Below are 25,943 nucleotides of genomic sequence, written 5' to 3'. Positions count from 1 at the left end.
GTGAGAGCTGCATGCGTTTTTTGATTGAATGTACTTATGTCTACGAGCATCCGCAGGACAACTCCGGGATTCAGCGGGTTGTACGCAATATCATTCGCGAATTAGGGGCTTCTAAACCCGCTGTCGAGTGTGTGCCGGTGATGATGAATGGTGGCCAACTTTATCGGGTTCTGAGCCTGGCCCCGATAGAGGTAGACCATCGAGCCAGCCGTCGTCAGGCGCTTATCGTCAAGCTAGACCACTGGCGAAATCGCTACTGGTGGTGGCATTCACGGTTAGAGCGCCTTTGGCCTTTTAGTGCGTCTAAGACTGCGCGTCGCTTACTCTATTGGCCGTGCAAACTGGCCAGCCTGGCCATTAGCCTGCCGTTGCGCGGACTGCTTTGGTTGAACCGCAACGCCCTCCCTGCGCCTCAGCGTGCAGTGCCGTTACAAGTGCAGGTCGGTGATCAACTGGTGCTGTTGGACTCATCCTGGCATGACGATATCTTCCCTTTGGCCGAAAAGCTCAAGCGCCAAGGCGTTGGCATCGTTTCAGTGATTTACGATTTGATCCCGCTTACACATCCGCAGTTTTGTGATGCAGGACTGGTCAAGGTGTTCGATCGTTGGTTTGACTGGATCGCAGCGACTGCCGATGGCTTTATGGCTATTTCCCAGACCATCAGTGAGCAAGTCGATAGTGAGATTCAGCGGCGTCTCGGCGAGGCTGAAGCCGCGAAGCGCTGGCATGGTTACTTCCACCTCGGTTCGGAGTTGGATTTACTGCGTAACGAGGCTCGTGTGCACCCTGATCTGCAGCGCATGTTTCGCGATCCAGCGCCGGTTTATCTGATGGTCAGCACCATTGAGCCGCGTAAGAACCATGCTTATTTGCTTGATGCATTCGAGTTGTTATGGGCTCAGGGCAGCAATGCGCGTCTGTGCATCATTGGCAAAATTGGCTGGAAGTGCGAAGCCCTGGTGGAGCGCATCAAGCGACACCCGCAATGGGATAAGCGCTTGTTTATGTTTAATCGCATTAATGACAAGAGCCTTGAGTTTGCCTACGCCAATGCGCGGGCGCTGGTTTTTCCGTCTTATGTTGAGGGCTTTGGCTTGCCGCTGGTGGAGGCGATGCAGCGAGGCCTGCCTGCGATGGCCAGCGATATTCCGGTGTTTCGAGAAATCGGCGGTGAATTTATGGCCTATTTCAATCTGGACGACCCGCAGACCCTGGCTGACAGAGTCACCCAATTCGAGTCCAGCAACGAGTTTCCGGCCAGTAGATCCGTTGCGGATTGGCAGTGGATAGGCTGGCGCGAGGCGAGCCAGCAATTGGTAAGCGGCGCTCTAGAGGGGCTGCGCCAGGGGCCGTCACTCAGTCAGGCCGATGCGACTCGCTCTTAACGCCAGCATCCTGCGGGCGCCGCGCACCGGTATTGGCCAGTATCTGGTTGAGCTGGTGCAGGCGCTGGCAGCCGATCCAGAGCTGGAGTTGGCTCTGTTCAACGGCTGGAATTGGCAGTCCGAATTACCTGGTGCAGCGCTGCCGGGCTATTCCCGAGCGAGCGGGTTGATCAAGCGCTGGGTGCCTAATGCTTATGTTTTACGCCGACTGATCGAGCAGCAGCGCTTCAGTCGCGGCTGTGCGGGTGTCGATCTTTATCACGATCCGAGCCTGTGGCCATTCGAGTTCGACGGGCCGATGGTTATGACCCTGCATGATCTGACCCATGTGCATTTCCCCGAAACCCAGCCCAAGGATCGCCTCGTCGAGATTGAGCGACATGCCGCACGAAGCGTCGTGCGGGCTGAGCGTATTCTGGTGGACTCGGAATTCATCGGTGCCGAGGTGTGTCGTTATTACGGGGTTTCGTCTGAGCGGGTGACGGTGGCGCCATTGGGCTGTGCAGCGCGGTTTCATCCCCGTAGTGCTGAGCAGTTGGTCGCGCCGCTGCAGGCCTTGGGTTTGCAAGCGGGCGAGTACTTGTTGTGTGTCGGCACTGTGGAACCGCGTAAGAACCTGCAACTGGCCTTGCGTGCCTACGAGCTGTTACCAGCGGCTGTACGTTCGCGCTATCCGCTGGTGATCGTGGGCATGCCGGGCTGGCGCACTGAGCAATTGGCGGCACCGCTGCAACGCGCCATCGCCAGCGGGCAGGTGCGCCTGCTCGGTTACCAGAGCGATCATACTGTTGCCGAACTGCTATCGGGCGCGCGCTTGCTGGTGTTTCCATCGCTGTATGAGGGCTTTGGCTTACCTGTACTGGAAGCCATGGCCAGTGGCACGCCAGTGCTGCTCACGCGCAGTTCGGCGTTGCCGGAGGTGGCCGGTGGGGCAGGCACTTATATCGATGCGCAGGATGAGCAGGTGTGTGCCGCAGCTATGCAGCGGCTGATCGATGATCAAGTCTATTGGCAACAACAACGGGATGCCGGTCTGCTGCGCGCCCAAGCATTTTCCTGGCAGCGCTGTGCGCAGATCACTGCACGCGTGTACCGACAAATGGTGAAATCCTGATGCGCGTTTTGCACTTTTTTAAAACATACCTGCCAGAGTCGGTGGGCGGCATAGAGCAGGTGATTTATCAGCTCTGCCAAAGCGGTATTGGCCACGGCATTCATGGTGAAGTGCTAACCCTCAGTGCTAATCCGCAGCCCCGTGAAGTCATGGTCGCTGACCACAAGGTGCATCGGGCCAAGCTGGACATTCAGCTGGCCTCCACCGGTTTTTCCTACAGCGTGCTCAAGCGTTTTCGGGTGCTGGCGGCACAGGCCGACGTGATCAACTATCACTTCCCTTGGCCGTTTATGGATTTGGTGCATTTTACCGCACGCATGCATAAACCTACGGTGGTCACCTATCACTCGGACATCGTGCGGCAGAAGAACTTACTGCGCCTCTACAGCCCACTGATGCACCGCTTTCTGGGGCAGGCTGACCGCATTGTCGCGGCTTCCCCCAACTATCTGGCCACCAGCCAGGTGCTCAAACATTACCGCAACAAGACCGTGGTGGTGCCGTACGGCCTGGATAAAAGCAGCTATCCGGTTCCGGTGAATGCTTGCGTCGAGGGTTGGCGTCAGCGTTTCGGCGAGCGCTTCTTCCTCTTTGTCGGCGTGATGCGCTACTACAAAGGCCTGCACATTTTGCTGGAGGCGGCGCAGGGTACTGGTTACCCGATAGTCATTGTTGGTGCCGGCCCTCTGGAGCAGGAGTTGCGTGAGCAGGCGGCTGCGCTGGGCTTACATCACGTGCACTTTGTCGGTCGCCTGGGTGAAGAAGACAAGGTGGCTTTACTACAGTTGTGCACGGCCATCCTGTTCCCTTCTCACCTGCGCTCCGAGGCCTTTGGCATCTCGCTGCTGGAGGGCGCCATGTACGGCAAACCGATGATCTCCAGCGAGATCGGCACCGGTACCAGCTACATCAACATACATAACGAGACAGGCCTGGTAGTGCCGCCCAGCGATCCGTTGGCGTTCCGTGCAGCCATGCGCACGCTTTGGGACAACCCGCTGCAAGCGCTCGCCATGGGGCAGAAAGCGGCGCTGCGTTATGAACAACTCTTCACTGCTGAGCAGATGGGCCGGCAGATGGCGAAAATCTACCGCGAGGTGGTGGCTGAAAAATCGGCGCGCTGAGGCAACCTCAACACACAAAAAACCCGGCACATGGCCGGGTTTTTTGCAGTTGCGGCGGGCGATTACTCGACCGCTTTAACCATGTCCTCGATAACCTTTTTGGCGTCGCCAAATACCATCATGGTTTTGTCGAGGTAGAACAGTTCGTTGTCCAGACCGGCGTAGCCGCTGGCCATCGAGCGTTTGTTGACGATCACGGTCTTGGCTTTGTAGGCCTCGAGGATCGGCATGCCGGCGATAGGCGAGGTGGGGTCGTTCTTCGCGGCCGGGTTGACCACGTCGTTGGCGCCCAGCACCAGTACCACGTCGGCTTGGCCGAACTCGGAGTTGATGTCGTCCATCTCGAACACTTGCTCGTAAGGCACTTCGGCCTCGGCCAGCAGAACGTTCATGTGGCCTGGCATACGCCCGGCAACCGGGTGGATCGCGTACTTCACGGTGACGCCGCGATGGGTCAGCTTTTCGGCCAGTTCCATCAGCGCGTGCTGGGCACGGGCCACCGCCAAGCCGTAGCCCGGAACGATGATCACGGTGTCGGCGTTGGTCAGCAGGAACGCGGCGTCGTCAGACGAGCCGGATTTCACCGGGCGGGCTTCCTGAGCGCCGGCTGGGCCTGCGGCTGCCGGAGCGCCACCGAAACCGCCGAGGATCACGTTGAAGAACGAACGGTTCATCGCCTTGCACATGATGTACGAGAGGATGGCGCCCGACGAACCTACCAGCGAACCGGCGATGATCAGCATCGAGTTGTTCAGCGAGAAGCCGATACCCGCCGCTGCCCAGCCCGAGTAGCTGTTGAGCATCGACACCACGACCGGCATGTCGGCACCGCCGATCGGGATGATGATCAGTACGCCAATGATGAAGGCCAGAGCCAGCATCACCGCGAATGCCTGCAGGTTGCCGGTGAACATGTACACCAGGCCCAGGCCGATCACGGTCAGGCCGATGGCCAGGTTCAGCATGTGCTGGCCCTTGAACTGCACAGGTGCGCCTTGGAACAGGCGGAACTTGTACTTGCCCGACAGTTTGCCGAAGGCGATCACCGAACCGGAGAAGGTGATGGCACCGATGGCTGCACCGAGGAACAGTTCCAGGCGGTTGCCGACCGGGATGGCGTCGCCGAGGCTGGCCACGATACCCAGGGATTGCGGTTCAACCACAGCGGCGATGGCGATGAACACTGCAGCCAGGCCGATCATGCTGTGCATGAAGGCGACCAGTTCTGGCATCTTGGTCATTTCCACGCGCTTGGCCATGATGGCACCCGCGCTACCGCCGACCAGCAGGCCGACGAGCACGAAGCCCAGGCCTTGGGCCAGGTCGATGCCCACGCCGCGCTGCTGGAACTCGCTCACCTTCATCGCGATCAGGGCGATGGTGGTGAAGGCGGCGAGGCCCATGCCGAGCATGCCGAACAGGTTGCCGCGGCGCGACGTAGTCGGGTGCGACAGGCCTTTGAGGGCCTGGATAAAGCAGATCGAAGCGATCAAATAGAGGACGGTGACGAGGTTCATGCTCATGTCAGTGCTTCTCCGCCGGCGCGCCGGTCGATACCGCTTTGGGCGCTTTCTTCTTGAACATTTCCAGCATGCGTCGGGTGACTAGGAAGCCACCGAAGACGTTTACTGCGGCCAGGGCCACGGCCAGGGTGCCCATGGTTTTGCCCAGTGGCGTGACGGTCAGTGCCGCAGCCAGCATGGCGCCGACGATGACGATCGCGGAAATCGCGTTGGTCACCGCCATCAGCGGGGTATGCAGAGCCGGGGTCACGTTCCACACCACGTGGTAGCCCACGTAGATGGCCAGGGCGAAGATGATCAGGTTGTAGATGCTGTCAGAAATTTCCATCGTCTTGCTCCCGCTTAACCGTTCTTGCGCACAACGTCGCCGCCGGTGCACATCAGGCACGCCGCGACAATGTCGTCTTCAAGGTTGAGGTGGAACTTGCCTTCGCCGTCGATAACCAGCTTGAGGAAGTCCAGCAGATTGCGTGCGTACAGCGCCGAAGCGTCTGCCGGCACCAGGGCCGCCAGGTTGGTGTGACCGACGATGGTCACGCCGTGCTTGACCACTACCTGATCGGCTTCGGTCAGCGGGCAGTTGCCACCCTGAGCAGCCGCGAGGTCGATGATCACTGAGCCTGGCTTCATTTCTTCCACGGTCGCGGCGTGCAGCAAGGTCGGTGCCTTGCGGCCCGGAATCAGCGCGGTGGTGATGACGATGTCGGCCTGCTTGGCGCGTTCGTGCACGGCGCCAGCCTGGCGCTGCATCCACGACGCCGGCATTGGACGTGCATAGCCGCCTACGCCTTGGGCGCACTCGCGCTCTTCATCGGTTTCGAACGGCACGTCGACGAACTTGGCGCCGAGGGATTCGATCTGCTCTTTCACCGCCGGACGTACGTCCGAGGCTTCGATCACCGCGCCCAGGCGCTTGGCCGTGGCGATGGCCTGCAAGCCGGCAACACCGGCGCCGAGCACCAGAATGCGCGCAGCCTTTACGGTGCCGGCAGCGGTCATCAGCATCGGCATGAAGCGCGGATAGTGATGGGCACCCAGCAGCACGGCCTTGTAGCCGGCAATGTTGGCTTGCGACGACAGCACATCGAGGCTCTGGGCGCGCGAGGTGCGCGGCGCGGCTTCGAGGGCGAAGGCGGTAATGCCGCGGGTGGCCATCTTGGCGATGGTCTCGCTGTCGAACGGGTTGAGCATGCCAACCAGCACGGCGCCGGCTTTCATCTGCGCCAGTTCGGCATCACTTGGGGCCAAGACCTTGAGGACCAGGTCCGCGCCCAGAGTGGTCGCGGCATCACCGATATCGGCACCGACGATCTCATAGACGTGGTCCGGCAGGCTGGCAGTAACGCCGGCACCGGTCTGGACAGTCACCTGATGGCCGTGGGCAATCAGCTTCTTGATGGTTTCCGGGGTAGCGGCAACCCGCGTTTCGCCGGCATGGGTTTCGAGAGGAACACCGATGTGCACTTCAAATCTCCTGCGTGTGATCGTTAGGAAAACCAGTTCACTACGTTGGCAAGCTGGGGTGGCTGATCAGCACAAAACTCCCTCGGCGCAGGGCTGCAGGCCGGCGGGGGCGGCATTCTGCCGGCGAACGGGCAGGGCATCAAGAGGTTCTGCTAGTGAACTGGAGAAGTAACTACAAGCCGCCGCCTGACTTGCTGGTCACGGAATGTGCTTAAAGCCCCGTTGTGAAAGGCTTTATGGGGTTTTTAGGGTTTTTTTTAGGATGCGCAGATGGCCGTCATGAATAACCGTTCATCAGGCCGGATCGGGGGTAGAAAACAGGGCTGGAGGCCTGATTATTAGGCCTCTGCATTAACTTTTATTAATGAATCTTATCCTCGGTATTAGCTATTGATTATGTATTTATGTAGCGCCGTTTAATATTCGCTACATAAGGGCCTGTAGTGGTTCGTTATTGCTTACGGTTGCTTGTCCTCGTCCAGCAGCCGTTGCAGTTCTGCACTAAGCGGCTGGCGGGCGAAGGCACTGATTCGCGCCCGGCCACTGTTGCCGATCGGCACCCACAGCCGCGAGAACAGCAGGGCGGCGATGATCCGCGGCAGTTGCCCGGCCACTTCGCGCCAGTCGCGTAGGTTCTGTTGACGTAAGCGCGCATGCCGCGACGGAGGCTGTTTTGCCGCAGGGCAAGGCGCGAGGAGCGCGGTTTGGTTATTCCAAATAAGCGACGAGTAACGCAGCCCTGCGGCAAAACAGCACCGTCCCTTCGGGTTGCGCGTCAAAGCCCGCCATACGGCGTTGCAGGACTTGGCAAGGGAATAACCATTGCCGGCGTCCTGCGCCTTGTCTGGCGGGCTTTGGCGCGGCAACGCGGCGCGTGCGCTTACGTCAACAGAACCTTAGCCAGCCCAAGCGCAGCATGCGCCAATGGCTGTAGGTGTGGAGCACAGGCAGGCGCTGGCTGAGGATGTGCGCGCGTTCGAGGGCGGCAAAGGCCGCCAGCGGATCGTCGGCCGCGCGATTGGCCGCATCGAGAGCGGCGTGAATGGCGCTGCGCAGGGCGCTACTCATGCCTGTTTCTCCTGACGCAGCAGGCGCAGGCCGTTGGCGACTACCAGCAGGCTGACACCCATGTCGGCGAACACCGCCATCCACAGGGTGGCGTGGCCGGTGAGGGTGATCAGCAAGAACAGCGCCTTGACCCCCAGGGCCAATGCGATGTTCTGCTTGAGGATGGCGGCGGTGCGCCGCGACAGGCGGATAAAGGCTGGGATCTTGCGCAGGTCGTCGTCCATCAGCGCCACGTCGGCCGTCTCGATGGCGCTGTCGCTGCCGGCCGCGCCCATGGCGAAGCCGATGTTGGCCTGGGCCAGGGCCGGCGCATCGTTGATGCCGTCGCCGACCATGCCGACGATTTGGTTGTTGCCTTGCAGGGTTTGGATGGCCGCCAGCTTGTGTTCCGGCAGCAGGTTGCCGTGTGCTTCGTCGATGCCGGCTTGCAGGGCAATGGCCGCGGCGGTGTGGGCGTTGTCGCCGGTCAGCATGCAGGTTTTGACCCCGAGTTGATGCAGCTCGGCGATGGCTGCCTGGCTGGAGGCCTTGAGCGTGTCGGCCACCGCAAACAGCGCCAGCACCTGGCTCGGCGCGCACAGCAGCACCACGCTTTTACCCTGGCGTTCCAGGGGCTCAAGCAGGGCTTCCAGGGCCGGGCTGCACAGACCCAGTTCTTCCACTAGGCGATGGTTGCCGAGCTGGTACAACTGGCCATCGAACAGGCCGCAGACCCCCCGACCAGGCAGGGCCGTGAAGTTGACCAGCGGCAGCAGTGTTACGCCTTGCTGCTCGGCGTGGCGGGCGATGGCCTGGGACACCGGATGGTCGGAGCGCTGGGCCAGGCTGGCAGCCAGTTGCGCCGGGTCACAGGCGTCGCTGTGCAGCGCCAAGTAGTCGGTTTGCACCGGGCGGCCGTGGGTCAGGGTGCCGGTTTTATCCAGGGCCAGGGCGCGCAGCTGATGGCCGAGCTCCAGGTACACCCCGCCCTTGATCAGGATGCCGCGGCGGGCGGCTGCAGCCAGGCCGCTGACGATGGTCACCGGGGTGGAAATCACCAGCGCACAGGGGCAGGCGATCACCAGCAGCACCAGGGCGCGGTAGGCCCACTCCAGCCAGGCGCCGCCGAGCAGCAGGGGCGGCAGCAGCGCGACGGCTACGGCCAGAGCAAACACCGTCGGGGTATAGATGCGCGAGAACTGGTCGACGAAGCGCTGGGTCGGTGCCCGCGTGCCCTGGACTTGCTCCACCGCATGAATGATGCGCGCCAGGGTGCTGTTATCCGCCGCCGCGCTGACCTGATAGTGCAACTCGCCACCCTGGTTGATGGTGCCGGCAAACAGCGGGTCGCCGGCAGCTTTGTCTACTGGCAGGCTCTCGCCGGTAATCGGGGCCTGGTTGACCGTGGACTGCCCAGCGCTGACCACGCCGTCCAGGCCAATGCGCTCGCCGGGGCGCACCCGCACCTGGGCGCCGATCGCCACCTGGCTGGTTGGTACGCTCTGCCACCTGCCGTCGGCCTGCAGCACCGTGGCCTGTTCCGGGGTCAGTGCCAGCAGGCTGTGAATCGCCTGGCGGGCGCGGTCCAGGGACTTGGCCTCGATCAACTCGGCGAGGGCGAAGAGCACCATCACCATCGCCGCTTCCGGCCACTGGCCGATCAGCACGGCGCCAGTGACGGCAATGCTCATCAGCGCATTGATATTCAGGTTGCGGTTTTTCAGCGCCACCCAGCCCTTCTTATACGTGCTGAGGCCAGAGAGCAGAATCGCCAGCAGGGCCACGCCGGCCACGGCCCATTCGGGCGCCAGCGCGCTGAAGTGCAGCAGCTCTGCAGCCAGCGCCGCCACACCGGCCAGGGCCAACGGCCACCAGGGCTTGCTGGCTGGGGTGGTGCTGGTGGGTGGCTGTTCGGCGGCGACGGGCTGGGCACTAAAGCCCAGCTCGTTGATCGCGGCAATGATCGTCTGTTCGTCAGGCAGTGCATGCCAGACGCCTAGCACCCGGCTCAGCAGGTTGAACTCCAAGGCGCTCACGCCGGCCAGTTTGCCCAGGCGCGTCTCGATCAGGCCCTGCTCGGTGGGGCAGTCCATCTGCTCAATGCGAAAACGGCTCAGACGGGCACCTGTAGGGTGCGGATTGCTGTCGCCGCTGGGCGCCGGAGTGGCCGGGTTTGGGTGCTGATGATCGCAACAGTGACTCATGGGATGCTCCTCGGTAAGCCGTGTTGCACAGTCAACACCCTGAAGCCACTATAGGGTCAAGCACCCTGTTGGAGGCAATTATGAAAATCGGTGAACTGGCCACCTTGGCCGACTGCCCGGTACAGACCATCCGCTATTACGAGCGCGAGGGCCTACTGCCGCCGCCGGCACGCAGTGACGGCAATTACCGGCTGTACAGCCCAGAGCATAGCGAGCGCCTGACCTTTATCCGCAATTGCCGCAGCCTGGACATGACCCTCAACGAAATCCGCGACCTGCTCAACCTGCGCGACCGTCCTCAGGAGGACTGCGCCAGCGTCAACCAACTGATCGACGCGCACATCCAGCACGTGCAGGCGCGGGTCGCCAGCTTGCAGGCCCTGCAGGAGCAATTGTTGGAGTTGCGCCAACGCTGCGCGGCGGCCCAGGAGGTTGAGCACTGCCCGATCCTGCAGCAGTTAAAGGTCAGTGGCGGGGTCGGTGCGCTGGCGGATGACGACTCCCACGTCGGCCGCAGCCATGGTCATTAGTGACCTCGCCCCCATCTAATCCGGGCACAGGCCGAGGGTTGCCAACTCTTCCAGCGGGACCTGTTGTTGCAGGCTCAGGCAGGTGGCGCTGGGCGCTGCCACGGTGCTTGGCGCGGGTGCGTTGGCGCTGGGTTCGGCGCGCTGGCTGGAGGCGTTATCCAGGTACAGCAGGGCCTGGCGGCCGCCGCGTTGCACGCGCACATGGTCGCGGTACACCGCTAACAAGGTGATGCCCTCGAGGATCAGTTCGCCGGGCCGCACCGCGAGGGGCGCGGCGCCGGCGATGCTGATCAGGGCCATGGAGTTGCTGCTCTGGTTGCTCTGGAAGGCGCCGTTCAGTTGCCAATTTTCAAGGCCGTGCAAGGGCGCGGGCGCCGGCAGGTGGAAGGCCGGCACCCGCCAGGCACCGCCATCCAGGTGCAACTCCAGCGCGCTGCCCGGAAGACTGCTCAGCAGCCCTAGGGCGAGCGCGGCGGCACGCCCGCCGTTAGGGGGCGGCATTGGCCTGGTCCAGGCGCACGATCTGCCCCAGGTTGCGCCGGCTGACCAGCGGCAACAGCAGGTTGTCGGGGTTAGCGGTCAGCCCGGTCCACCTCTGGTTACCGCCACCGTGGCAGCCGTACATCAGCACTTCGCCCGTGCCGTCGCTCATCGAACTACCGGCCAAGTCCATGCAGGCGCTGCCCTGCTTGAGGGTCAGCGCTTGGCTGAGGTCGAAGCTCTGTCCGTTATTGGCCAGGTCACAGGGGCTCAGGCGCAAGCCGCTGGAGTTGGTCAGGCACAGGGTTGGATCGGCGCCGCTGTGCACCGCACCGCGGGCGTCGATGATCCAGGTTTCGCTGGCCGCGCCGCTGCAGTTGGCCGCTGGCAAGACTTGCAAGGAGGTACCCGCGGCTTTCAGGCAATTGGTGCCGTTCTTGATCGGCACGGCAGTTGGCAGCAGCGGCGTGCTGTTGAGGTTGAGGGTGGTGAGCAGTTGGCGCAGGGCAGCATCGGCCGCCGGGTCGCCCTGTTCCAGTTGCGGGCGGTAGACGTTGATCCAGCGGTTCAAACGCAGAGCCCGCTGTTGTTGGTCCTGGTAGCGATCAAAGACGGCGCGCGCCTCGGCCGAGAGGCCGTCGGGGTTGTCGCTGTAGCTGTCATACAGCAGTTGCGCAGTGCCGCTGAGCACCAGCACGGTTTTGCTCGCCAGGGCGCGCAGGGCGGTGTCCAACTCGGGTATTTCGACGCTGCGCAGGGCGCTGTAGCCGGCTTCTTTGCCGACCACCACGGGTGCCGGCATCGGTGGCAGATTTTGCGGCAGGGCCAGGCTGGCCAGTTCAGTGGGTGTTGGGTCTGCCGGAGCCTGGCAGAACAGCTTGGCGAGGGTCGGCTGCTGGTCTTCGGCCAGTTGGATATGCAGCTTGTTGGCCTTGTTGGCGGCGTTACTGTCCAGGCGCTGGCCGGCCACGGCGATGCGCTGGTTACTGCCATTGGCATAGTCGACGCTCAGCCAGCACTGGCGTGTTGTGGCGTTAGCGACCGGCGCCGGCAGGTTGAAGACGTTGCCCCAGTTGCTGCGCAGGGCTGGATAGAGCACCGCGCTGCCGGTTTCCGGCACATAGCCGCCGAGGATGGTGAATACCGGCACGCCGAGGCGTTGCGGCTTGGCGAAGGTTTTGGCGCCGTTATAGAACAGGTTGCTATTGTTTTGCACCGGCGGTGCCAGCTCATCCATTTTGCGGGTCACGGCATTCCATTTCAGATAGCCGGTGCTTGAGCTGCTGCTGGGGATGGCGCGGTCCAGGCGCGGTTGGATACCGGTCTTGGCACTGAAGCCGGTGTAATGGGTGTAGCGCGACAGCTTGCTGGCAAAGGAGCCGCCGGCCATGGCGTCCGGGGCATAGCTGTACAGGTCGAGGAACTGGTGGCTCCACTCGCCCTGTTGGTTGGCGGTCACTCCGGCAGTCCAATGCACATTGGCACGCAGGCGCTTGCGGTGGCCGATCAGGCCCCAGCCGCTGTCGGCATGGTGGTTGGACCAGAAGTAGGGTTTGGGCGGCAGATTGCTGCCGGGGTAGTGACCGAGGCCGAAGTGATGGCCGATCTCGTGGCTGAACTCATTGCCCTGGCTGTCGTAGAGCGTAAGCATGCCATTACCGCCGCTCAGTCCGTGGCTTTGCACGCCGTTGCTGTAGAGCCCGGCGGTGTGGTGGGCGACCACGCTCTGGAACAGTTGCGGCTGGCTTTGCGAGGCCATGCTCGAACTGGTCACGCCGTAGTTGGCCAGGTTGATGCCGACGCTGATGGTTGATTTGCCGGTGTTCTCGCGCATATCGCCCGAGTAGACGCCGCCCTCGCTGGCGCTGGCGGTGGGTTCTGGCGGGGTGTGGCTGGCACCGTCGAGGTTATAGATCACCCCGCTGGCGACCATCACCCGGTTGAACTGCACATCCTCGTACTGCGCGGCGGTGATGCGCGCCACCGGAATGGTCTGGAAGTAGTCGGTGGCCGCCTTGGCCGGCTGCAGGCTGAGCCAATGGCCGTTGCCTTTCGGTGGCGCGGTGAGGAAGCCGGCGCGGATGGTGTGCAGCACCAGTTCGGCGGGCGCGGCAAACTCGATGCCCTCAGCCGCCAGTTGGCCGTTGCGGCCCTGCTCGTCAGTGAGGCTCAGACTGAGACCCGGCTTGACCCAATCCCACGGCAGCAGCACCGACCAGGCGCGACGCGAGTAGGTTAGGTCGGGGCGGCCATCGGTGTTGGAGTAATCGGAGCGGAACAGCTCGTTGGGCGAGCGCAGGGTCAGGGCCGGCAGCGGCTGACCGTCCAGCGTGGCATTCAGGGTCAGCGTTTGCAGCTTGCCCAGGCTCGGGTCCGGGGTGATCAGCAGCAGCGCTTCGCGTTCGCTGGTCAGGGTCGGCATGTTCTTCGCGGCGTTACCGGCCGGATCGACCGAATGACTCTGCACGAACTGCACCATGGCCGGCAGGCTGCCGGACAAGTCACGGCGCACCGCGCGCGGTTGGCCTTCGCTGTCAATGTCGTAGAAGGCCACGGCATTCACTTCATCATCCGTAACGCCGGTGGGCTCGGCAAAGGTCGGCGCCGGCGGGCTCACCGGCGGCGGTACCTCAACGTCCGGGGCCGTGCCGTGGTCGCCGTCGGGATCACTGGGCGTGGTGCCGGTCTGGTCGTTGTCGTTGTCATCCGCGGGCGGTGTCACAACGGGCGGCGTTTCCGGTGATACAGGTGGCGTTACGTCGGGTGGTGTTTCCGGCGATACCGGCGGGGTGACCACGGGCGGCGTTTCCGGTGAAACGGGCGGCGTTACAGCCGGTGGGGTTGCTTCGGTGTTTTTCTGTGGGTCAAAGAAGGTGGTTTGCACCACCAGCGGCGCGCCGATTGTGGGGTTCATATAGAACGGGCGCTTGATGCGCAGGCCTACGCCGTTAGCGATGAAGGTGTAACGCACGGTGTGATACTTGGGTTTGGCGGCCGCTGAAAAATCGGCGTTCATCTGCGCAAACCAGGCCTGCGGCATGCGGAACTGGGTGGGGAAGTTGCTGCCATCGAGGGTGAAGTGATAGCCACCACCAAATACTGCGCCTGCTTGCGGGGTAATGAAGTCCGGCCCGTCGTAGTCGGGCAGGCCTTGCGCATTGAGGGCGCCTTTGCCGCCGGCATTGACGCCACTGCCTTTGATGTCGGAAACCTCGATGCTCGCCACCGGATTGCTAAGCGTGCTCAGATCGCCGTCTTGTTCGTGGACGAAATATTCCATCTTCAAGGTAACGACTTCGTCTTGGCTGGGCGCGCTGACATCCTCGGAATACAGTTTCATGCCCCAGCTTTGGTTGCGTCCGTGGAGGGCAAAAAACGGAAAGTAACCATGCGATGGCCAGACTTGCACCCCATTTGGCGTGCGTCCTTGCGGATAGCTGTCATGAATACGCTTTTGTTCGGCTCCGCCGAGCAGGTTGCCGTTGTTGCGCAGGGGGTCGGCGCCCCATGACTGCCATGAGTGGAGTCCGGGCATCAAGCCCGCCCCAATGTCTTTGCCTGGGGTGAACATAAAGCTCACGCGATGGCCGAGGGTGGCAATGTTGTCCCATTCGCCCTCATTCCAGATGCCGGTCAGATCGTCATTTCGGTCGAGGCGCGTCGCATTGGCGAAGTCCCAGTTGCGGTTGACGTTGCCACCTTGCAAGTTGCTGCTGCTGCGGCCAAAGGCGATGGCATCAAAGAATGCGCCGGTGAAGCCTTTGCTGGCGCCGTCGGCCGCCGAGGGGTAATGCCCGCCAGAGAGGTCGCTGAACGATGAAGCCTGTGCCGACACCTGTTTGTAGCCGGACATATACACCCGCTGGGCACCGAACAGGGCGCGCATGAAGTTGTAATAGTCCAGGTGGTTTTCCGCGTAGGGCTTGCTCAGGATGCCGATGCGGTATTGGCCTTTGGTAAAGTTCGGCGCCTCGGCGTAAACCCGTGCGGAGCCATCGAAGTTCCGAAACGGCGTGCTTGTATCGGCGTGCCGAATGGCGTTGTACCAGCGGATCAGATCGAGGCGCTTGGTACTGCCCTGATCGTTGCCCTTGCTCGTTGCGTTGACGTACGAGTCATAGGGCTCCTGAGCATTGCTCGGCATATCCGGCAAGTTGGCCAGCAAGGTTGGCTGATCATAAAACACGCTGGTGCTGCTCGGCGGCGTTACAGGCGGCGGTGTCGGCGTGGTAACGGGCGGTGTCGCAGGTTTGCTATTGCTCCCGCCGCCGCCACCACCCTTATCAAAGCAGCCGGTGAGCATCAGCGGAAGAAGTAGCAGAACTATGGGTCGAGACATCGGTGTGTATCACTTAAACAGGGAGGTTTGAAGGTTGAGCGCTTCGCGTTTGGCGCAGTGCTGACTGTTCGGGTCGGCTCAGGTCAGTGCGGCACGACGTGTGCCCTCTGATGCGGTAGTTCGTTTGGCAAACTGGCCATTACCCGCTCTGCCAGTGCGCGGTCCGGGTAGTTGCCGTACAGCACGCGGAACCACGGCTGACCGTCGCGCTGGTCGCGCTGCAGGCGCAGGGGTTCGCGTGGGTGCCGCTTGAGCAGGGCCAGCATGTAGGCTTCGCCGGTGCCGCTGATCAGCTCAATGGCATAGCGCTTGGCTGGCGGGGTCGGCAGTGCCGTGCTGGCCTTGGCCAGTACGGGCAATGGCGGTTTACTCGGGGCGCGGCTTAGGCCCTCACCGCCCTGGCCATTGCCGAGCGTGGCGGGGTCGATGGCCTTGGGCTTTTCCAACAGGGTGCGCGGCGGTGCGGCGTAGGGCTGGGCGGCAGGCGCTTGGGCCGCCGGGCGCAGGTCGAGGGCATTAGCGGCCGGTGCGGCGGGCTCGAACAGTTGTTGTGGATTGTTCGGCAGCAAGCTGGCTTGGTCGAGCACGCGGATGCCCTGGTACTTCTCCCGGCTCAGGTTGGCCAGGCCGGCGGCATCGCGAACCACGCTGGGGCGCAGGAACACCATCAGGTTACGTTTGACCTTGACGTCCTTGCTGGAGCGAAACAACCCACCAATCAGCGGCAGGTCACCCAGCAGCGGCACCTTGCTGTCGCTGCGGGTGACGTCATCCTGAATCAGGCCGCCGAGGACGATGACCTGGCCGTTGTCGGCGAGGATGGTGCTTTTGATCGAGCGCTTGTTGGTCACCAGATCGACCGCTTGCGCGCTGGGCGCCAGAGAGGAGATTTCCTGCTCGATCTCCAGGCGCAGGGTGGCACCTTCGTTGATATGCGGCGTGACCTTGAGGCTGACGCCGATGTCCTGGCGCTCGATGGTGGTGAACGGGTTGTTGGCCCCGGCCGCGTCGGTGGTGTAGGAGCCAGTCTGGAAGGGCACGTTCTGGCCGACGAGGATTTCCGCCTTCTGGTTATCCAGGGTCAGCAGGCTTGGGGTGGACAGCAGGTTGCTGTTGCCGGTGGCCGACAGCGCGGTGATCAGTGCGCCGAAATTGTCGTTGCCAACACCGACGATGGCGCCGTCCGGTAGCCCGCCAGGTGGCGGTGTGCCGCTTTGGATAGCCCCTAACAGGGTGCCGACGGACAGCCCGGTGTTGCTGAAGTTGACCCCGCCCAGACCGCTCTTGCCGTCGCGGCCATCGATCGCCCACTGCACGCCGAGTGCGTCACTGATGTCGCCGGACATCTCGACGATGGCGGCTTCAACCAGCACCTGGGCGCGCGGCACGTCGAGCTGGCGGACGATGTCTTCAAGCAGGCTGACGGTGGTGGGTTCGGCCAGCAGCACCAGGGCGTTGAGGTCTTCGTCGGCGCGGATCAACAGCGGCTGAGCAGCGTTGTCGCTGCCGCCCGCCGGTTTGAGCCCGGCACTGATTTCGCCGAGGGTGGCGGCCAGGCGTTTGGCGTCCCCGTGGCGCAGGCGAATCACGCGGGTATTGGCTGAGCGGCTGGTCGGCGTGTCCAGTGATTGCGCCAGTTTCAGCAGGCGCGCGCGGGCCTGCGGGGTGCCGAGGAAGATCAGCCGATTGCTGCGGCTGTCGGCCAGCACTTGGGTGTTGCTGGTGCCGCTGCCCTGGCTCTGCTTGAGGCTAGCCTGCAGCGCTTGCACGGCGTCCTGCACCCAGCCGTGGCGCATGTCGTAGACGCTGTAGTCGCTGTCGCTGGCGCGGTCGAGTTGGTTGATCAGGTCCTGCACGCGCTCGATGTTGGCGCGCCGGTCGCTTATGATCAGTGCATTGGAGGAGGCCACCGCCGCCAGGTGCGCGTATTGCGGCAGCAGCGGGCGAATCAGCGGGATCAGTTCACTGACCGGGGTTTGCTGCACCTGCAGTAGGCGGGTTTCCAAGGCGTCGGGGCCGGTCAGGTTGGCGTTGTCGCTGTTCTCCGTCTTGGCCTCAGCATTTGGCACGATGCGCGCCTGGTCGCCTTCGGTGAGTACCGAGTAGCCATGGGTCGACATCACCGAGAGGAACAGCTGATAGACCTCGGTGAGGGTCAGCGGTGCCTGGGAGATGACGCTGACCTGGCCCTTGATGCGCGGGTCGAGAATCAGGGTCTGGCCGCTGATGCTGGCGATCTGCTCGACGAAATCCTCGATGTCGGCGTCGCGCATGTTGATGGTCCAGCGTTCTTCGGCCTGTTCATTACTGGCCGGGGCCGCCAGCAGCGGACTGCCGGCGGGCAGGCCAAGTAGCGCCAGGCAGAGGGCTGCGGCGCGCAGCGTAATGGCTGTGTTCATGGGTAGCTCGCCGTGGCGGGTTTGCGATAAAGGCCAAGGCGCTGACGCTGGCCATGGACGTCGAGTTCTACCTGGCGGGCCTGGATGCTCAGCAGGCGTACGCCAGGCTGGATCTGTGCGCCCACCCGCAGGCGCCGTGCCGGTTGGCCGGCACGGGCGATCAGGGCGCTGGACTGCTCCGCTGGGTCGCGCACAAAACACCCCTGCAGACGCAGATCGAGGGCCGCGCTGTTGGCGATTGGGGCGGCTGCCGGTTGGCCGAACAGAATGCGTGCCTGCTCTGCCAGGGGCAGTGCCGGGCCTGGACGACTGGGTGCCGGTAGGGCCTGCGACTTGGCGGGTTGCAGCAAGGTCCGCAGCTGCCAGCCTTGCCAGGCCAGGCTGGCGATGATCAATAACAGGCCAAGCAGCCAGGTCGGGTTGAAGAGGCTGGGTTTAGGGCAATGAAGAGCGAGGGACACGAACAGGTTTCCGAGCGGGGCGCCTATCCATGCACCAACAGCGGCTGATTCCGGCAATCCGCCGCAATCGTCTGGGATCTACCCAGGAACGGCCGGCAGACTAATCAAAAATCATCCATCTGGTCAGTTTCGGTTCTGTAACTGTGTGATTGCTCACATAAAGCAGCGTCTGCGGATATTGGCGCCCGGCACTCAGGCAATAATCGCCGCGGCTTTTTGCTCGGCGGCGATTGACCGCCGTGCCGAACTGCGGTTTATAGCGTTCTGCGCCCGAAGAGGCGCGGCCGTCTGCCATTCGTTTTGTCCGGGGCACTCCAACACCATGCACGACCCAGCTCAGCCGTCGCCGCGGCGCCTGCCGTTTACCTTTGCCAAGCGCCATGGCGTGCTGTTCGACGGCCTGCGTCTGCAGGCGCGCCGCGGCGCCAGCCTGAATGCCCTGCACGAGGCACAGCGCTTTGTCGGCAGCGGTCTGGCCTGCGACTGGCTGGACGCGCCGGCCTTCGAACAGGCCCTGAGCGACGCCTACCAGCACGACTCGTCCGCCGCGATGCAGATGGTCGAGGGCCTGGGTGCCGACATGGACCTGGCCAGCCTGGCCGAACAGGTGCAGGAAACCGAAGACCTGCTGGAGCAGGAAGACGACGCGCCGATCATCCGCCTGATCAACGCCATTCTCGGCGAGGCGATCAAAGAGAACGCCTCGGACATCCACGTCGAAACCTTCGAAAAACGCCTGGTCATCCGCTTTCGTATCGACGGCATCCTGCGTGAGATGGTGCAGCCCAAGCGCGAACTGGCCACCCTGCTGGTGTCGCGGATCAAGGTCATGGCCAAGCTGGACATCGCCGAGAAGCGCGTGCCCCAGGACGGCCGCATCTCGCTCAAGGTCGGCGGCCGCGAAGTGGATATCCGCGTCTCCACCCTGCCTTCAGCCAATGGCGAGCGGGTGGTGCTGCGTCTGCTGGATAAACAGGCCGGGCGCCTGACCCTGCAACACCTGGGCATGAGTGACCGCGATCGCAGCCTGATGGAAGCGGCGGTGAAGAAACCCCACGGCATCATTCTGGTGACCGGCCCCACCGGCTCGGGTAAAACCACCACCCTGTACGCCAGCCTGGTCAGCCTGAATGACGGCACGCGCAACATCCTCACCGTCGAAGACCCGATCGAATACCACCTTGAAGGCATCGGCCAGACCCAGGTCAACAGCAAGGTCGAGATGACCTTCGCCCGTGGTCTGCGCGCAATCCTGCGCCAAGACCCGGACGTGGTGATGATCGGCGAAATCCGCGACCAGGAAACCGCCGAGATCGCCGTGCAGGCCTCGCTGACGGGTCACCTGGTGCTGTCCACCCTGCACACCAACACCGCCATCGGCGCCATTACCCGGCTGGTGGACATGGGCATCGAGCCGTTCCTGCTCTCGTCGTCCTTGCTCGGCGTGCTGGCCCAGCGCCTGGTGCGGGTGCTGTGCCCGAGTTGCAAGCAGCCTTATCAGGCCGATGCCGCCGAGTGCGCGCTGCTCGGCGCCGACCCGGCCACGCCGCCGACCCTGCACCACGCGGTGGGCTGCGCGGACTGCCGGCAGCTGGGCTATCGCGGTCGTACCGGCATCTATGAACTGGTGATCTTCGACGAACACCTGCGCGGACAGATCCACAGCTGCGCCGCCGAGCAGGAGATGACCCGCCACGCCCGCAGCCTCGGCCCGAGCATCCGCGACGACGGCATGCGCAAGGTCCGCGAAGGGGTGACCACCCTGGAAGAAGTGCTGCGCGTGACGCGGGAGGAATAGCCGTAATGCCGACCTTCTGCGTAGCCCGGATGCAATCCGGGACGGCTGTTGCTCCGTGGCTCCCGGATTGCATCCGGGCTACGTTCGCTTCGGGCGAGGGGGCATAAGTCATGGCCGCCTTCGAATACCTCGCCCTCGACGCTCAGGGCCGTCAGCAGAAGGGCAGCCTCGAAGCTGACAGCCCGCGTCAGGCGCGCCAGTTGCTGCGCGAGAAGCAGCTGACGCCGTTGCAGGTCAAGCAGGCCAAGGCCCGCGAGAGCCGCAGCGACAGCCCGCTGAGCTTCGGTCACGGCCTATCGGCCAGCGACCTGGCGCTGATTACCCGGCAACTGGCAACCCTGGTGCAGGCGGCCCTGCCGATTGAGGAAGCGTTGCGCGCCGCCGCCGCGCAAACCCGTACGCCGAAGATCAAATCCATGCTGCTCGCCGTGCGCGCGCGGGTGCTCGAAGGCCACAGCCTGGCCGCCAGCCTCAAGGAATACCCGGCCGCTTTTCCCGAGCTGTACCGCGCCACCGTGGCCGCCGGCGAACATGCCGGGCACCTTGGTCTGGTGCTCGACCAGTTGGCGGACTACACCGAGCAACGCCAGCAGTCGCGGCAGAAGATCCAGCTGGCGCTGCTCTATCCGCTGATTTTGATGGTCGCCGCGTTGACCATCGTCGGTTTCCTGCTCGGCTACGTGGTGCCGGATGTGGTCAAGGTGTTCGTCAACACCGGGCAAGAATTGCCCGCCCTGACCCGTGGCCTGATTGCCACCAGCGACGTGGTGAAAACCTGGGGCTGGCTGATGGTGCTGGTGGGTGTCGGCGCTGTGCTCGGCCTGCGTGTGGCCCTGCGCGACGAGGCCCTGCAACGGCGTTGGCACGCGTTCATTCTGCGCATCCCGCTGGTCGGCCGGCTGGCCCGCGCCACCAACACTGCGCGGTTTGCCTCGACCCTGGCGATCCTCAGTAAAAGCGGCGTGCCGCTGGTGGAGGCCCTGGCGATTGCCGCGGCGGTGATCGCCAACCTGCGCATTCGCGACAAGGTTATCGTTGCCGCGCAAGCGGTGCGCGAAGGCAGCAGCCTGACCCGCGCCCTGGACGCCAGCGGCGAGTTCCCGCCGATGATGCTGCACATGATCGCCAGCGGCGAAAAATCTGGCGAGCTGGACCAGATGCTGGCGCGCACCGCACGCAATCAGGAAAACGATCTGGCCGCCCAGGTGGCCTTGCTGGTCGGGCTGTTCGAGCCCTTTATGCTGGTGTTTATGGGCGCCGTGGTGCTGGTTATTGTGCTGGCCATCCTGCTGCCAATCCTCTCTCTCAACCAACTGGTGGGCTAATCCCGATGCAACGACGTCAATCAGGTTTCACCCTTATCGAAATCATGGTGGTGGTGGTCATTCTCGGCATCCTCGCCGCGCTGGTGGTGCCGCAAGTGATGAGCCGTCCGGACCAGGCCAAGGTCACCGTGGCCAAGGGCGACATCAAGGCCGTGGCCGCCGCCCTGGACATGTACAAGCTGGACAACTTCGCCTACCCAAGCACCCAGCAGGGCCTCGAAGCCCTGGTGAAGAAGCCTTCCGGCAACCCGCAGGCGAAGAACTGGAACAAGGACGGCTACCTCAAGCGCCTGCCGGTGGATGCCTGGGGCAATCCCTATCAATACCTGGCACCGGGCACCAAGGGCCCGTTCGACCTGTACTCCTTCGGCGCCGACGGCAAGGAAGGCGGTACGGACAACGACGCCGATATCGGTAACTGGGACAACTGATGCCCGCGCCCCGTAGCCCGGATGCAATCCGGGGAAACCGTCCTGGATGGCATCCGGGCTACGGGCGTGCACGCGGTTTTACCCTGATTGAGCTGCTGGTGGTGCTGGTGATTCTCGGCACCCTGGTCAGCCTGGCCGTATTGTCGGTGGGCAATGGCGCGGGCCGGGCGTTGCGCGACGAAGGCGACCGCTTGGCCACGGTGATGGCCCTGTTGCTGGAAGAAGCGACCCTGGATAACCGCGAATACGGTCTGCAACTGCGCAGCGATGGCTACCGGGTGCTGGTCTATGACGATCTCAACAGCCGCTGGCAGCGCCACCCCGACACGGCCGACTACCAGCTGCCCGCACGCCTGCAACTGAGCCTGGCGCTGGACGGCGCGCCGCTGCAATTGGCGGCGGTACCCGGCGCTGATGACGACGAAGAGCAGCCCGCCGCCAAGGGTGAAGCGCCGCCGCAACTGTTGCTGCTTTCCAGTGGCGAGCTGTCGCCGTTTCGTCTGCAACTCAGCGAGCGCGGCAAGGGTGGCGCCGCCTACGAGCTGCACAGCGACGGCTTCAGCCTGCCCCACGCCGCACCGGTGGCCAGTCGATGAAAGCGCAGCGCGGCTTTACCCTGCTGGAAGTGCTGGTGGCCTTGGCGATTTTTGCCAGCGTCGCGGCCGCCGTGCTCACTGCTAGCGCGCGCAGCCTGCAGAATGCCGCACGCCTGGAAGACAAGACCCTGGCCGGCTGGATCGCCGACAACCAGCTCACCGAACTGCAACTGGCCAGCAGCCCGCCGGCCACCGGCCGCGACACCCGCGAAGTCAGCTATGCCGGGCGCCAGTGGCAGCTTTACAGCGAAACCGTCACCACCAGCGACCCCGGCCTGCGCCGCGTGACCCTATGGGTGGCCAACATGCCGAGCAGCCGCGACACCAGCAGCGTGCAAGAGCGCGCACTGCTGTCGCTGGATGGCTTTGTCGGGGTGCGCCAGTGAAACAGTCGGCGCGCGGTTTCACCCTGCTCGAGGTGCTGATCGCCATCGCCATCTTCGCCCTGCTCGGCCTGGGGTCCTACCGCATGCTGCACAGCGTGCTGAGCGCCGATGAAGCCACCCGCCGCCATGAGCTGCAGTTGCGTGAAGTGGTGCGTGCCTTCGCTGTGCTGGAGCAGGACCTGGCCCAGGCCGGCGCGCGGCCGGTGCGCGATGGTTATGCCGACCTGCGTCCGGCGCTGCTCGGCGAGGCCGAACCCGCGACCCTGGAGTTCACTCGCCTGGGTTGGCGCAACCCGCTGGGTAGCCCGCGTTCGGCTTGGCAACGGGTGCGCTGGCAACTCACCGGCAGCACATTGGAGCGCCAGTACTGGACCGTGCTCGACCAGGCCGTGGACAGCGCGCCGCGCCCGCAACAGGTGCTGACCGAGGCGCGCAACCTGCAACTGCGTTACCTCGATGATGACGGCACCTGGCTCAGCGACTGGCCGCCGAGCGAGGCCGGCAGCGATCCGCAACAGCGCCTGCAACAGCTGCCGCGCGCCGTTGAAGTCAGCCTCGAACACCCGCGTTATGGCCTGCTGACCCGCGTGCTGCGCCTGCCCGACAATCCACCGAAACAGAACGCCGCCCAGTCACCGGCGCCCGAGGGTGGTGGGTCCGAGGCCGGCACGCCCGATGCCGGAGCCCCCGAGGTGCCGGCCTCATGAAGCGTCAACAGGGCGTGGCCCTGATTACTGTATTGCTGGTGGTGGCCCTCGTCACCGTGGTCACCGCGGGCATCATCGCCCGCCAGCAGTTGAGCATCCGCAGTAGCGCCAACCAGCTCACCGCGCGCCAGGCCTGGCACTACGCGCTGGGCGGTGAGGCGCTGGCCCAAGCCATGTTGCAGCGCGACTTCAAGCAGGCCGGCGGCGCACCTGGCCAGGCGGTGGATCATTGGCGTGAGGCCTGGGCGCGCAAGATCGCCCCTTATGAGGTCGAGCACGGGCGCATCAGTGTCAGCATCGAAGACCTCAGTGGGCGCTTCAATCTGAACAGTCTGGTGGTCAATCAGCAGGTCAATCAAACCGCCTTGCAGCGCTTTCGCCGTTTGCTCCTGCGCCTGGAGATCGAGCCGCAGCTGGCCGAGCGCCTGATCGACTGGCTCGACGACAACCAGGACGTGAGTGGCAGCTACGGTGCTGAAGACAACCAGTACCTGCTGCTGGAGCCGCCCTATCGCGCCGCCAACCGGCCCATGCAGGATGTTTCCGAGTTGCGCCTGCTGCTCGAACTCAGCGAGCGTGACTACCGCCGCCTGTTGCCCCACGTCAGCGCCTTGCCGGCGGCGACGGCGTTGAACGTCAACACCGCCAGTGCTCTGGTGCTGTCGACCCTGGCGGACAACCTCAGCCCGCAAGCCGCCCAGCAACTGGTGCAGGCCCGTGGTGCCGAGGGTTACCGGCAACTGTCTGACTTCACCGGTCAACCGGCCCTGGCCGGGCTGGGCGTGCAAGCCACCGGGCTGGCGCTGGGCAGCCAGTACTTTGCTGCGCGCAGCGAAGTGCAGTTGGGCGAGCGCCGGCGCGTCTTAATCAGTGTGTTGCAGCGTGGTCCGGACGGCCGCGTGCACGTGTTACAACGAGATCTCGGTCAGCCCGCCCGTGTGCTGGCGACCGTCAAACCGCTTGAGGAACAACCATGAACGACTGCCTGTTTCTGCCCGCCAACTGCGGTGCCGAGCTGAGCACCGCACCCGCGCTGTACTGGCAGCCGGCCAACGGCCCTGGGCTGGCCCTGAGTTGGGCGGCCTGCGCTAATGAGCTGGCGGGTCGCAGCCTGGCGCTGGTGCTGCCGATGGAAGTGGTCAGCGCCTGTGCGGTGCAACTGCCCACGCAAAAGGCCCGCTGGTTGCGCCAGGCGTTGCCCTACGCGGTGGAGGATCTGCTCGCCGAAGATGTTGAGCAGCTGCACCTGGCCCTTGGCGAACCTCTGGCCGACGGCCGCCACTTGCTGCTGGCGGTGCGCCGCGACCTGCTCAAGGGCTGGTTGGCGCAGCTGCATGCCGGGGGCATCAGCGTCAGTGCCATTTATGTGGATGCTGACCTGCTGCCGCGAGATGGCATTCAGGTGCTGCTGCACGGTGAGCGCGGTTTGCTCGGCGGTGCGGGTGAGCTGCGTCTGGCCTTCGCCGCCCGCGACTGGGACAACCTCGCCGGCGCCTGCAGCGAAGAACCACAGCTGACCATCGACGCCAAACCCTGGCCGCTGCTGGCTGCGGGTCAGGCTCAGGCGATCAACCTGGCCCAGGGCGAGTTTGCCGTGCAGCAGGCCAGTGGCCACGGTCAGGCGTGGCGCAGCGTGCTTGGTCTGGCCGGCCTGTGGCTGGTGCTGCAGATGAGTTTCGACCTGGCCCAGAGCTGGTATCTGCAGCGCGAAGGTGATGCCTATGCGGCCCAGAGCCGGGCGCTGTACCAAGAACTGTTCCCGGCCGACACGCGCATCGTCAACCTCAAGGCGCAATTCGCCGAGCATTTGAATGCCGCTGCCAGCAACGGTCAGGGTGCGTTTTTCGGCCTGCTCGAACAGGCTGTTGCGGCCCTGAGCGAGGCCCCGCAACTGAGCGTGCAGCAACTGGACTACAGCGGTGACGGCGGCGAGCTGGCGCTGCAACTGCGCGCCGATGACTTTGCCAGCCTCGAACAACTGCGCCAGCGCCTGTTGCAAGCCGGTCTGCAGGTGCAACTGGGCTCGGCCAGCCGCGAGGAGCAAGGGGTGAGTGCCCGCATGGTGATAGGGGGTGGAGCATGAATGCCATGGTCAGTTTGCGCAGCCAACTGCAACAACGGGTGCAGCTGTCGCCCCTCGGCCAGCGTTGGCAACAGCTGCCGCCGCGCGATCGCCTGGCGCTGCTCGGCCTCGGTGCCTTTATGGCCGTGGTGCTGATTTATCTGGCGCTGTGGCTACCGTTGCAGCGCGACTTGCAACAGTCGCGCGCGTGGTACAGCCAGCAGCGCGAACTGCATGCCTATGTGCTGGCCCATGCCGACCAGGCGCGGCAACTGGCCGGCCAGCCGCAGCAGCAGATCGACGCCGAAGCCTTGCACGGCTTGGTCACCCGCAGCGCCCAGGAGCGCGGCCTGAGCATCGAGCGGGTGGACAGCGACGCCACTGGCGTACAGGTCAACCTGGCCCCCGCGCCGTTCGCCAACTTGCTGGCCTGGTTGCAGCAGTTGCAGAGCGAGGGCGTGCGCTTTGCCGACGTCAGCCTGGAGCGCGGCGATAACGGTCGCGTGCTGGCGCGCCTGAGCCTAGCGGCCAACGGCTAAGCCCAGGCTGGTATGCTGCTGGGCAC

The 25,943-nt window shown here is 63.9% G+C and carries 24 protein-coding genes; 13 read left to right on the top strand and 11 right to left on the bottom strand.

What is annotated here, in order from left to right:
- Positions 1 to 11: 11 nt before the first annotated feature.
- From AC56DI_RS13985 to AC56DI_RS13975, 3 genes are read left to right on the top strand one after another with little or no spacing between them, the layout of a single operon-like run.
- Positions 12 to 1,388: a glycosyltransferase family 4 protein gene (locus AC56DI_RS13985; RefSeq protein WP_496346711.1), complete on the top strand. Its 1,377-nt coding sequence runs from the start codon at positions 12 to 14 to the stop codon at positions 1,386 to 1,388.
- Positions 1,372 to 2,502, top strand: coding sequence for a glycosyltransferase family 4 protein (locus AC56DI_RS13980; protein ID WP_496346710.1), 1,131 nt, complete (start codon positions 1,372 to 1,374; stop codon positions 2,500 to 2,502). The genes AC56DI_RS13985 and AC56DI_RS13980 overlap by 17 nt, the downstream gene beginning before the upstream one ends.
- Positions 2,502 to 3,626 carry a glycosyltransferase family 4 protein gene (locus AC56DI_RS13975; RefSeq protein ID WP_496346709.1) on the top strand — a complete coding sequence of 375 codons (1,125 nt, stop codon included), beginning with the start codon at positions 2,502 to 2,504 and terminating at the stop codon, positions 3,624 to 3,626. The genes AC56DI_RS13980 and AC56DI_RS13975 overlap by 1 nt, the downstream gene beginning before the upstream one ends.
- Before the next feature lie 62 nt (positions 3,627 to 3,688).
- Here the strand turns inward: AC56DI_RS13975 and AC56DI_RS13970 are convergent, their stop codons facing one another.
- From AC56DI_RS13970 to AC56DI_RS13945, 6 genes are all read right to left on the bottom strand, one after another.
- On the bottom strand, positions 3,689 to 5,149 hold the full coding sequence (locus AC56DI_RS13970; protein WP_324519775.1) for an NAD(P)(+) transhydrogenase (Re/Si-specific) subunit beta: 1,461 nt from the start codon (positions 5,147 to 5,149) through the stop codon (positions 3,689 to 3,691).
- 1 nt (position 5,150) lies between these two features.
- The gene (locus AC56DI_RS13965; RefSeq protein WP_496346708.1) at positions 5,151 to 5,477 is read right to left on the bottom strand and encodes an NAD(P) transhydrogenase subunit alpha part 2; all 327 of its coding nucleotides are present in this window, start codon (positions 5,475 to 5,477) and stop codon (positions 5,151 to 5,153) included.
- Between the two features lie 14 nt (positions 5,478 to 5,491).
- The gene (locus tag AC56DI_RS13960) at positions 5,492 to 6,613 is read right to left on the bottom strand and encodes a Re/Si-specific NAD(P)(+) transhydrogenase subunit alpha (RefSeq protein WP_496346707.1); all 1,122 of its coding nucleotides are present in this window, start codon (positions 6,611 to 6,613) and stop codon (positions 5,492 to 5,494) included.
- Between the two features lie 458 nt (positions 6,614 to 7,071).
- Positions 7,072 to 7,479 (bottom strand): DUF3703 domain-containing protein, encoded by a 408-nt coding sequence (locus AC56DI_RS13955; protein ID WP_496346706.1) that lies wholly within the window; start codon positions 7,477 to 7,479, stop codon positions 7,072 to 7,074.
- A 19-nt stretch (positions 7,480 to 7,498) separates the two neighbouring features.
- Positions 7,499 to 7,681, bottom strand: a complete 183-nt coding sequence (locus AC56DI_RS13950; protein WP_496346705.1) for a DUF3703 domain-containing protein — start codon at positions 7,679 to 7,681, stop codon at positions 7,499 to 7,501.
- Complete coding sequence (locus AC56DI_RS13945) at positions 7,678 to 9,864, bottom strand: heavy metal translocating P-type ATPase (RefSeq protein WP_496346704.1); 2,187 nt, start codon at positions 9,862 to 9,864, stop codon at positions 7,678 to 7,680. The genes AC56DI_RS13950 and AC56DI_RS13945 overlap by 4 nt, the downstream gene beginning before the upstream one ends.
- 80 nt (positions 9,865 to 9,944) lie before the next feature.
- On the opposite strand from AC56DI_RS13945, the gene cadR reads away from it, so the two are divergent.
- A complete protein-coding gene (gene cadR, locus AC56DI_RS13940; RefSeq protein ID WP_496346703.1) occupies positions 9,945 to 10,394 on the top strand; it encodes a Cd(II)/Pb(II)-responsive transcriptional regulator in 450 nt (149 codons plus the stop codon).
- Positions 10,395 to 10,409: 15 nt separating this feature from the next.
- Here the strand turns inward: cadR and AC56DI_RS13935 are convergent, their stop codons facing one another.
- The 5 genes from AC56DI_RS13935 to AC56DI_RS13915 all read right to left on the bottom strand — a co-directional run bounded on the left by AC56DI_RS13935 (position 10,410) and on the right by AC56DI_RS13915 (position 18,368).
- Positions 10,410 to 10,895, bottom strand: coding sequence for a type II secretion system protein N (locus AC56DI_RS13935; RefSeq protein ID WP_496346702.1), 486 nt, complete (start codon positions 10,893 to 10,895; stop codon positions 10,410 to 10,412).
- Positions 10,882 to 15,060: a M66 family metalloprotease gene (locus tag AC56DI_RS13930; protein ID WP_496346701.1), complete on the bottom strand. Its 4,179-nt coding sequence runs from the start codon at positions 15,058 to 15,060 to the stop codon at positions 10,882 to 10,884. Before AC56DI_RS13930 ends, AC56DI_RS13935 begins: the two co-directional genes overlap by 14 nt.
- A gap of 236 nt (positions 15,061 to 15,296) precedes the next feature.
- On the bottom strand, positions 15,297 to 17,612 hold the full coding sequence (gene gspD, locus AC56DI_RS13925) for a type II secretion system secretin GspD (protein WP_496346700.1): 2,316 nt from the start codon (positions 17,610 to 17,612) through the stop codon (positions 15,297 to 15,299).
- A complete protein-coding gene (locus AC56DI_RS13920) occupies positions 17,609 to 18,073 on the bottom strand; it encodes a type II secretion system protein N (protein WP_496346699.1) in 465 nt (154 codons plus the stop codon). Before AC56DI_RS13920 ends, gspD begins: the two co-directional genes overlap by 4 nt.
- 100 nt (positions 18,074 to 18,173) lie before the next feature.
- Positions 18,174 to 18,368, bottom strand: coding sequence for a hypothetical protein (locus tag AC56DI_RS13915; RefSeq protein WP_496346698.1), 195 nt, complete (start codon positions 18,366 to 18,368; stop codon positions 18,174 to 18,176).
- A gap of 27 nt (positions 18,369 to 18,395) precedes the next feature.
- Here AC56DI_RS13915 and gspE point away from each other — a divergent pair, with 27 nt between their 5' ends.
- The 9 genes from gspE (at position 18,396) to AC56DI_RS13870 (ending at position 25,917) form a co-directional block, all read left to right on the top strand.
- A complete protein-coding gene (gene gspE, locus AC56DI_RS13910) occupies positions 18,396 to 19,871 on the top strand; it encodes a type II secretion system ATPase GspE (RefSeq protein WP_496346697.1) in 1,476 nt (491 codons plus the stop codon).
- Positions 19,872 to 19,981: 110 nt separating this feature from the next.
- Positions 19,982 to 21,196, top strand: a complete 1,215-nt coding sequence (gene xcpS / locus AC56DI_RS13905) for a GspF family T2SS innner membrane protein variant XcpS (protein WP_496346696.1) — start codon at positions 19,982 to 19,984, stop codon at positions 21,194 to 21,196.
- A gap of 5 nt (positions 21,197 to 21,201) precedes the next feature.
- Positions 21,202 to 21,627: a type II secretion system major pseudopilin GspG gene (gspG, locus tag AC56DI_RS13900; protein WP_496346695.1), complete on the top strand. Its 426-nt coding sequence runs from the start codon at positions 21,202 to 21,204 to the stop codon at positions 21,625 to 21,627.
- Complete coding sequence (gene gspH / locus AC56DI_RS13895; RefSeq protein ID WP_496346694.1) at positions 21,627 to 22,223, top strand: type II secretion system minor pseudopilin GspH; 597 nt, start codon at positions 21,627 to 21,629, stop codon at positions 22,221 to 22,223. Before gspG ends, gspH begins: the two co-directional genes overlap by 1 nt.
- Positions 22,220 to 22,609, top strand: coding sequence for a type II secretion system minor pseudopilin GspI (gspI, locus tag AC56DI_RS13890; protein WP_496346693.1), 390 nt, complete (start codon positions 22,220 to 22,222; stop codon positions 22,607 to 22,609). Before gspH ends, gspI begins: the two co-directional genes overlap by 4 nt.
- Entirely contained in the window at positions 22,606 to 23,316 is a 711-nt protein-coding gene (gene gspJ, locus AC56DI_RS13885; protein ID WP_496346692.1) for a type II secretion system minor pseudopilin GspJ, read from the top strand. The genes gspI and gspJ overlap by 4 nt, the downstream gene beginning before the upstream one ends.
- Positions 23,313 to 24,293 (top strand): type II secretion system minor pseudopilin GspK, encoded by a 981-nt coding sequence (gspK, locus tag AC56DI_RS13880; RefSeq protein WP_496346691.1) that lies wholly within the window; start codon positions 23,313 to 23,315, stop codon positions 24,291 to 24,293. The genes gspJ and gspK overlap by 4 nt, the downstream gene beginning before the upstream one ends.
- On the top strand, positions 24,290 to 25,399 hold the full coding sequence (gene gspL, locus AC56DI_RS13875) for a type II secretion system protein GspL (RefSeq protein ID WP_496346690.1): 1,110 nt from the start codon (positions 24,290 to 24,292) through the stop codon (positions 25,397 to 25,399). The genes gspK and gspL overlap by 4 nt, the downstream gene beginning before the upstream one ends.
- Positions 25,396 to 25,917, top strand: coding sequence for a type II secretion system protein M (locus AC56DI_RS13870; RefSeq protein ID WP_496346689.1), 522 nt, complete (start codon positions 25,396 to 25,398; stop codon positions 25,915 to 25,917). Before gspL ends, AC56DI_RS13870 begins: the two co-directional genes overlap by 4 nt.
- Positions 25,918 to 25,943 lie beyond the last annotated feature (26 nt).

The sequence above is a fragment of the Pseudomonas sp. BGA-UO-ETr-WB11 genome (genome assembly GCF_059567785.1).
The sequence above is the reverse complement of the archived record's forward strand: the minus strand, read 5'-3'. Positions and strand labels throughout refer to the sequence as shown.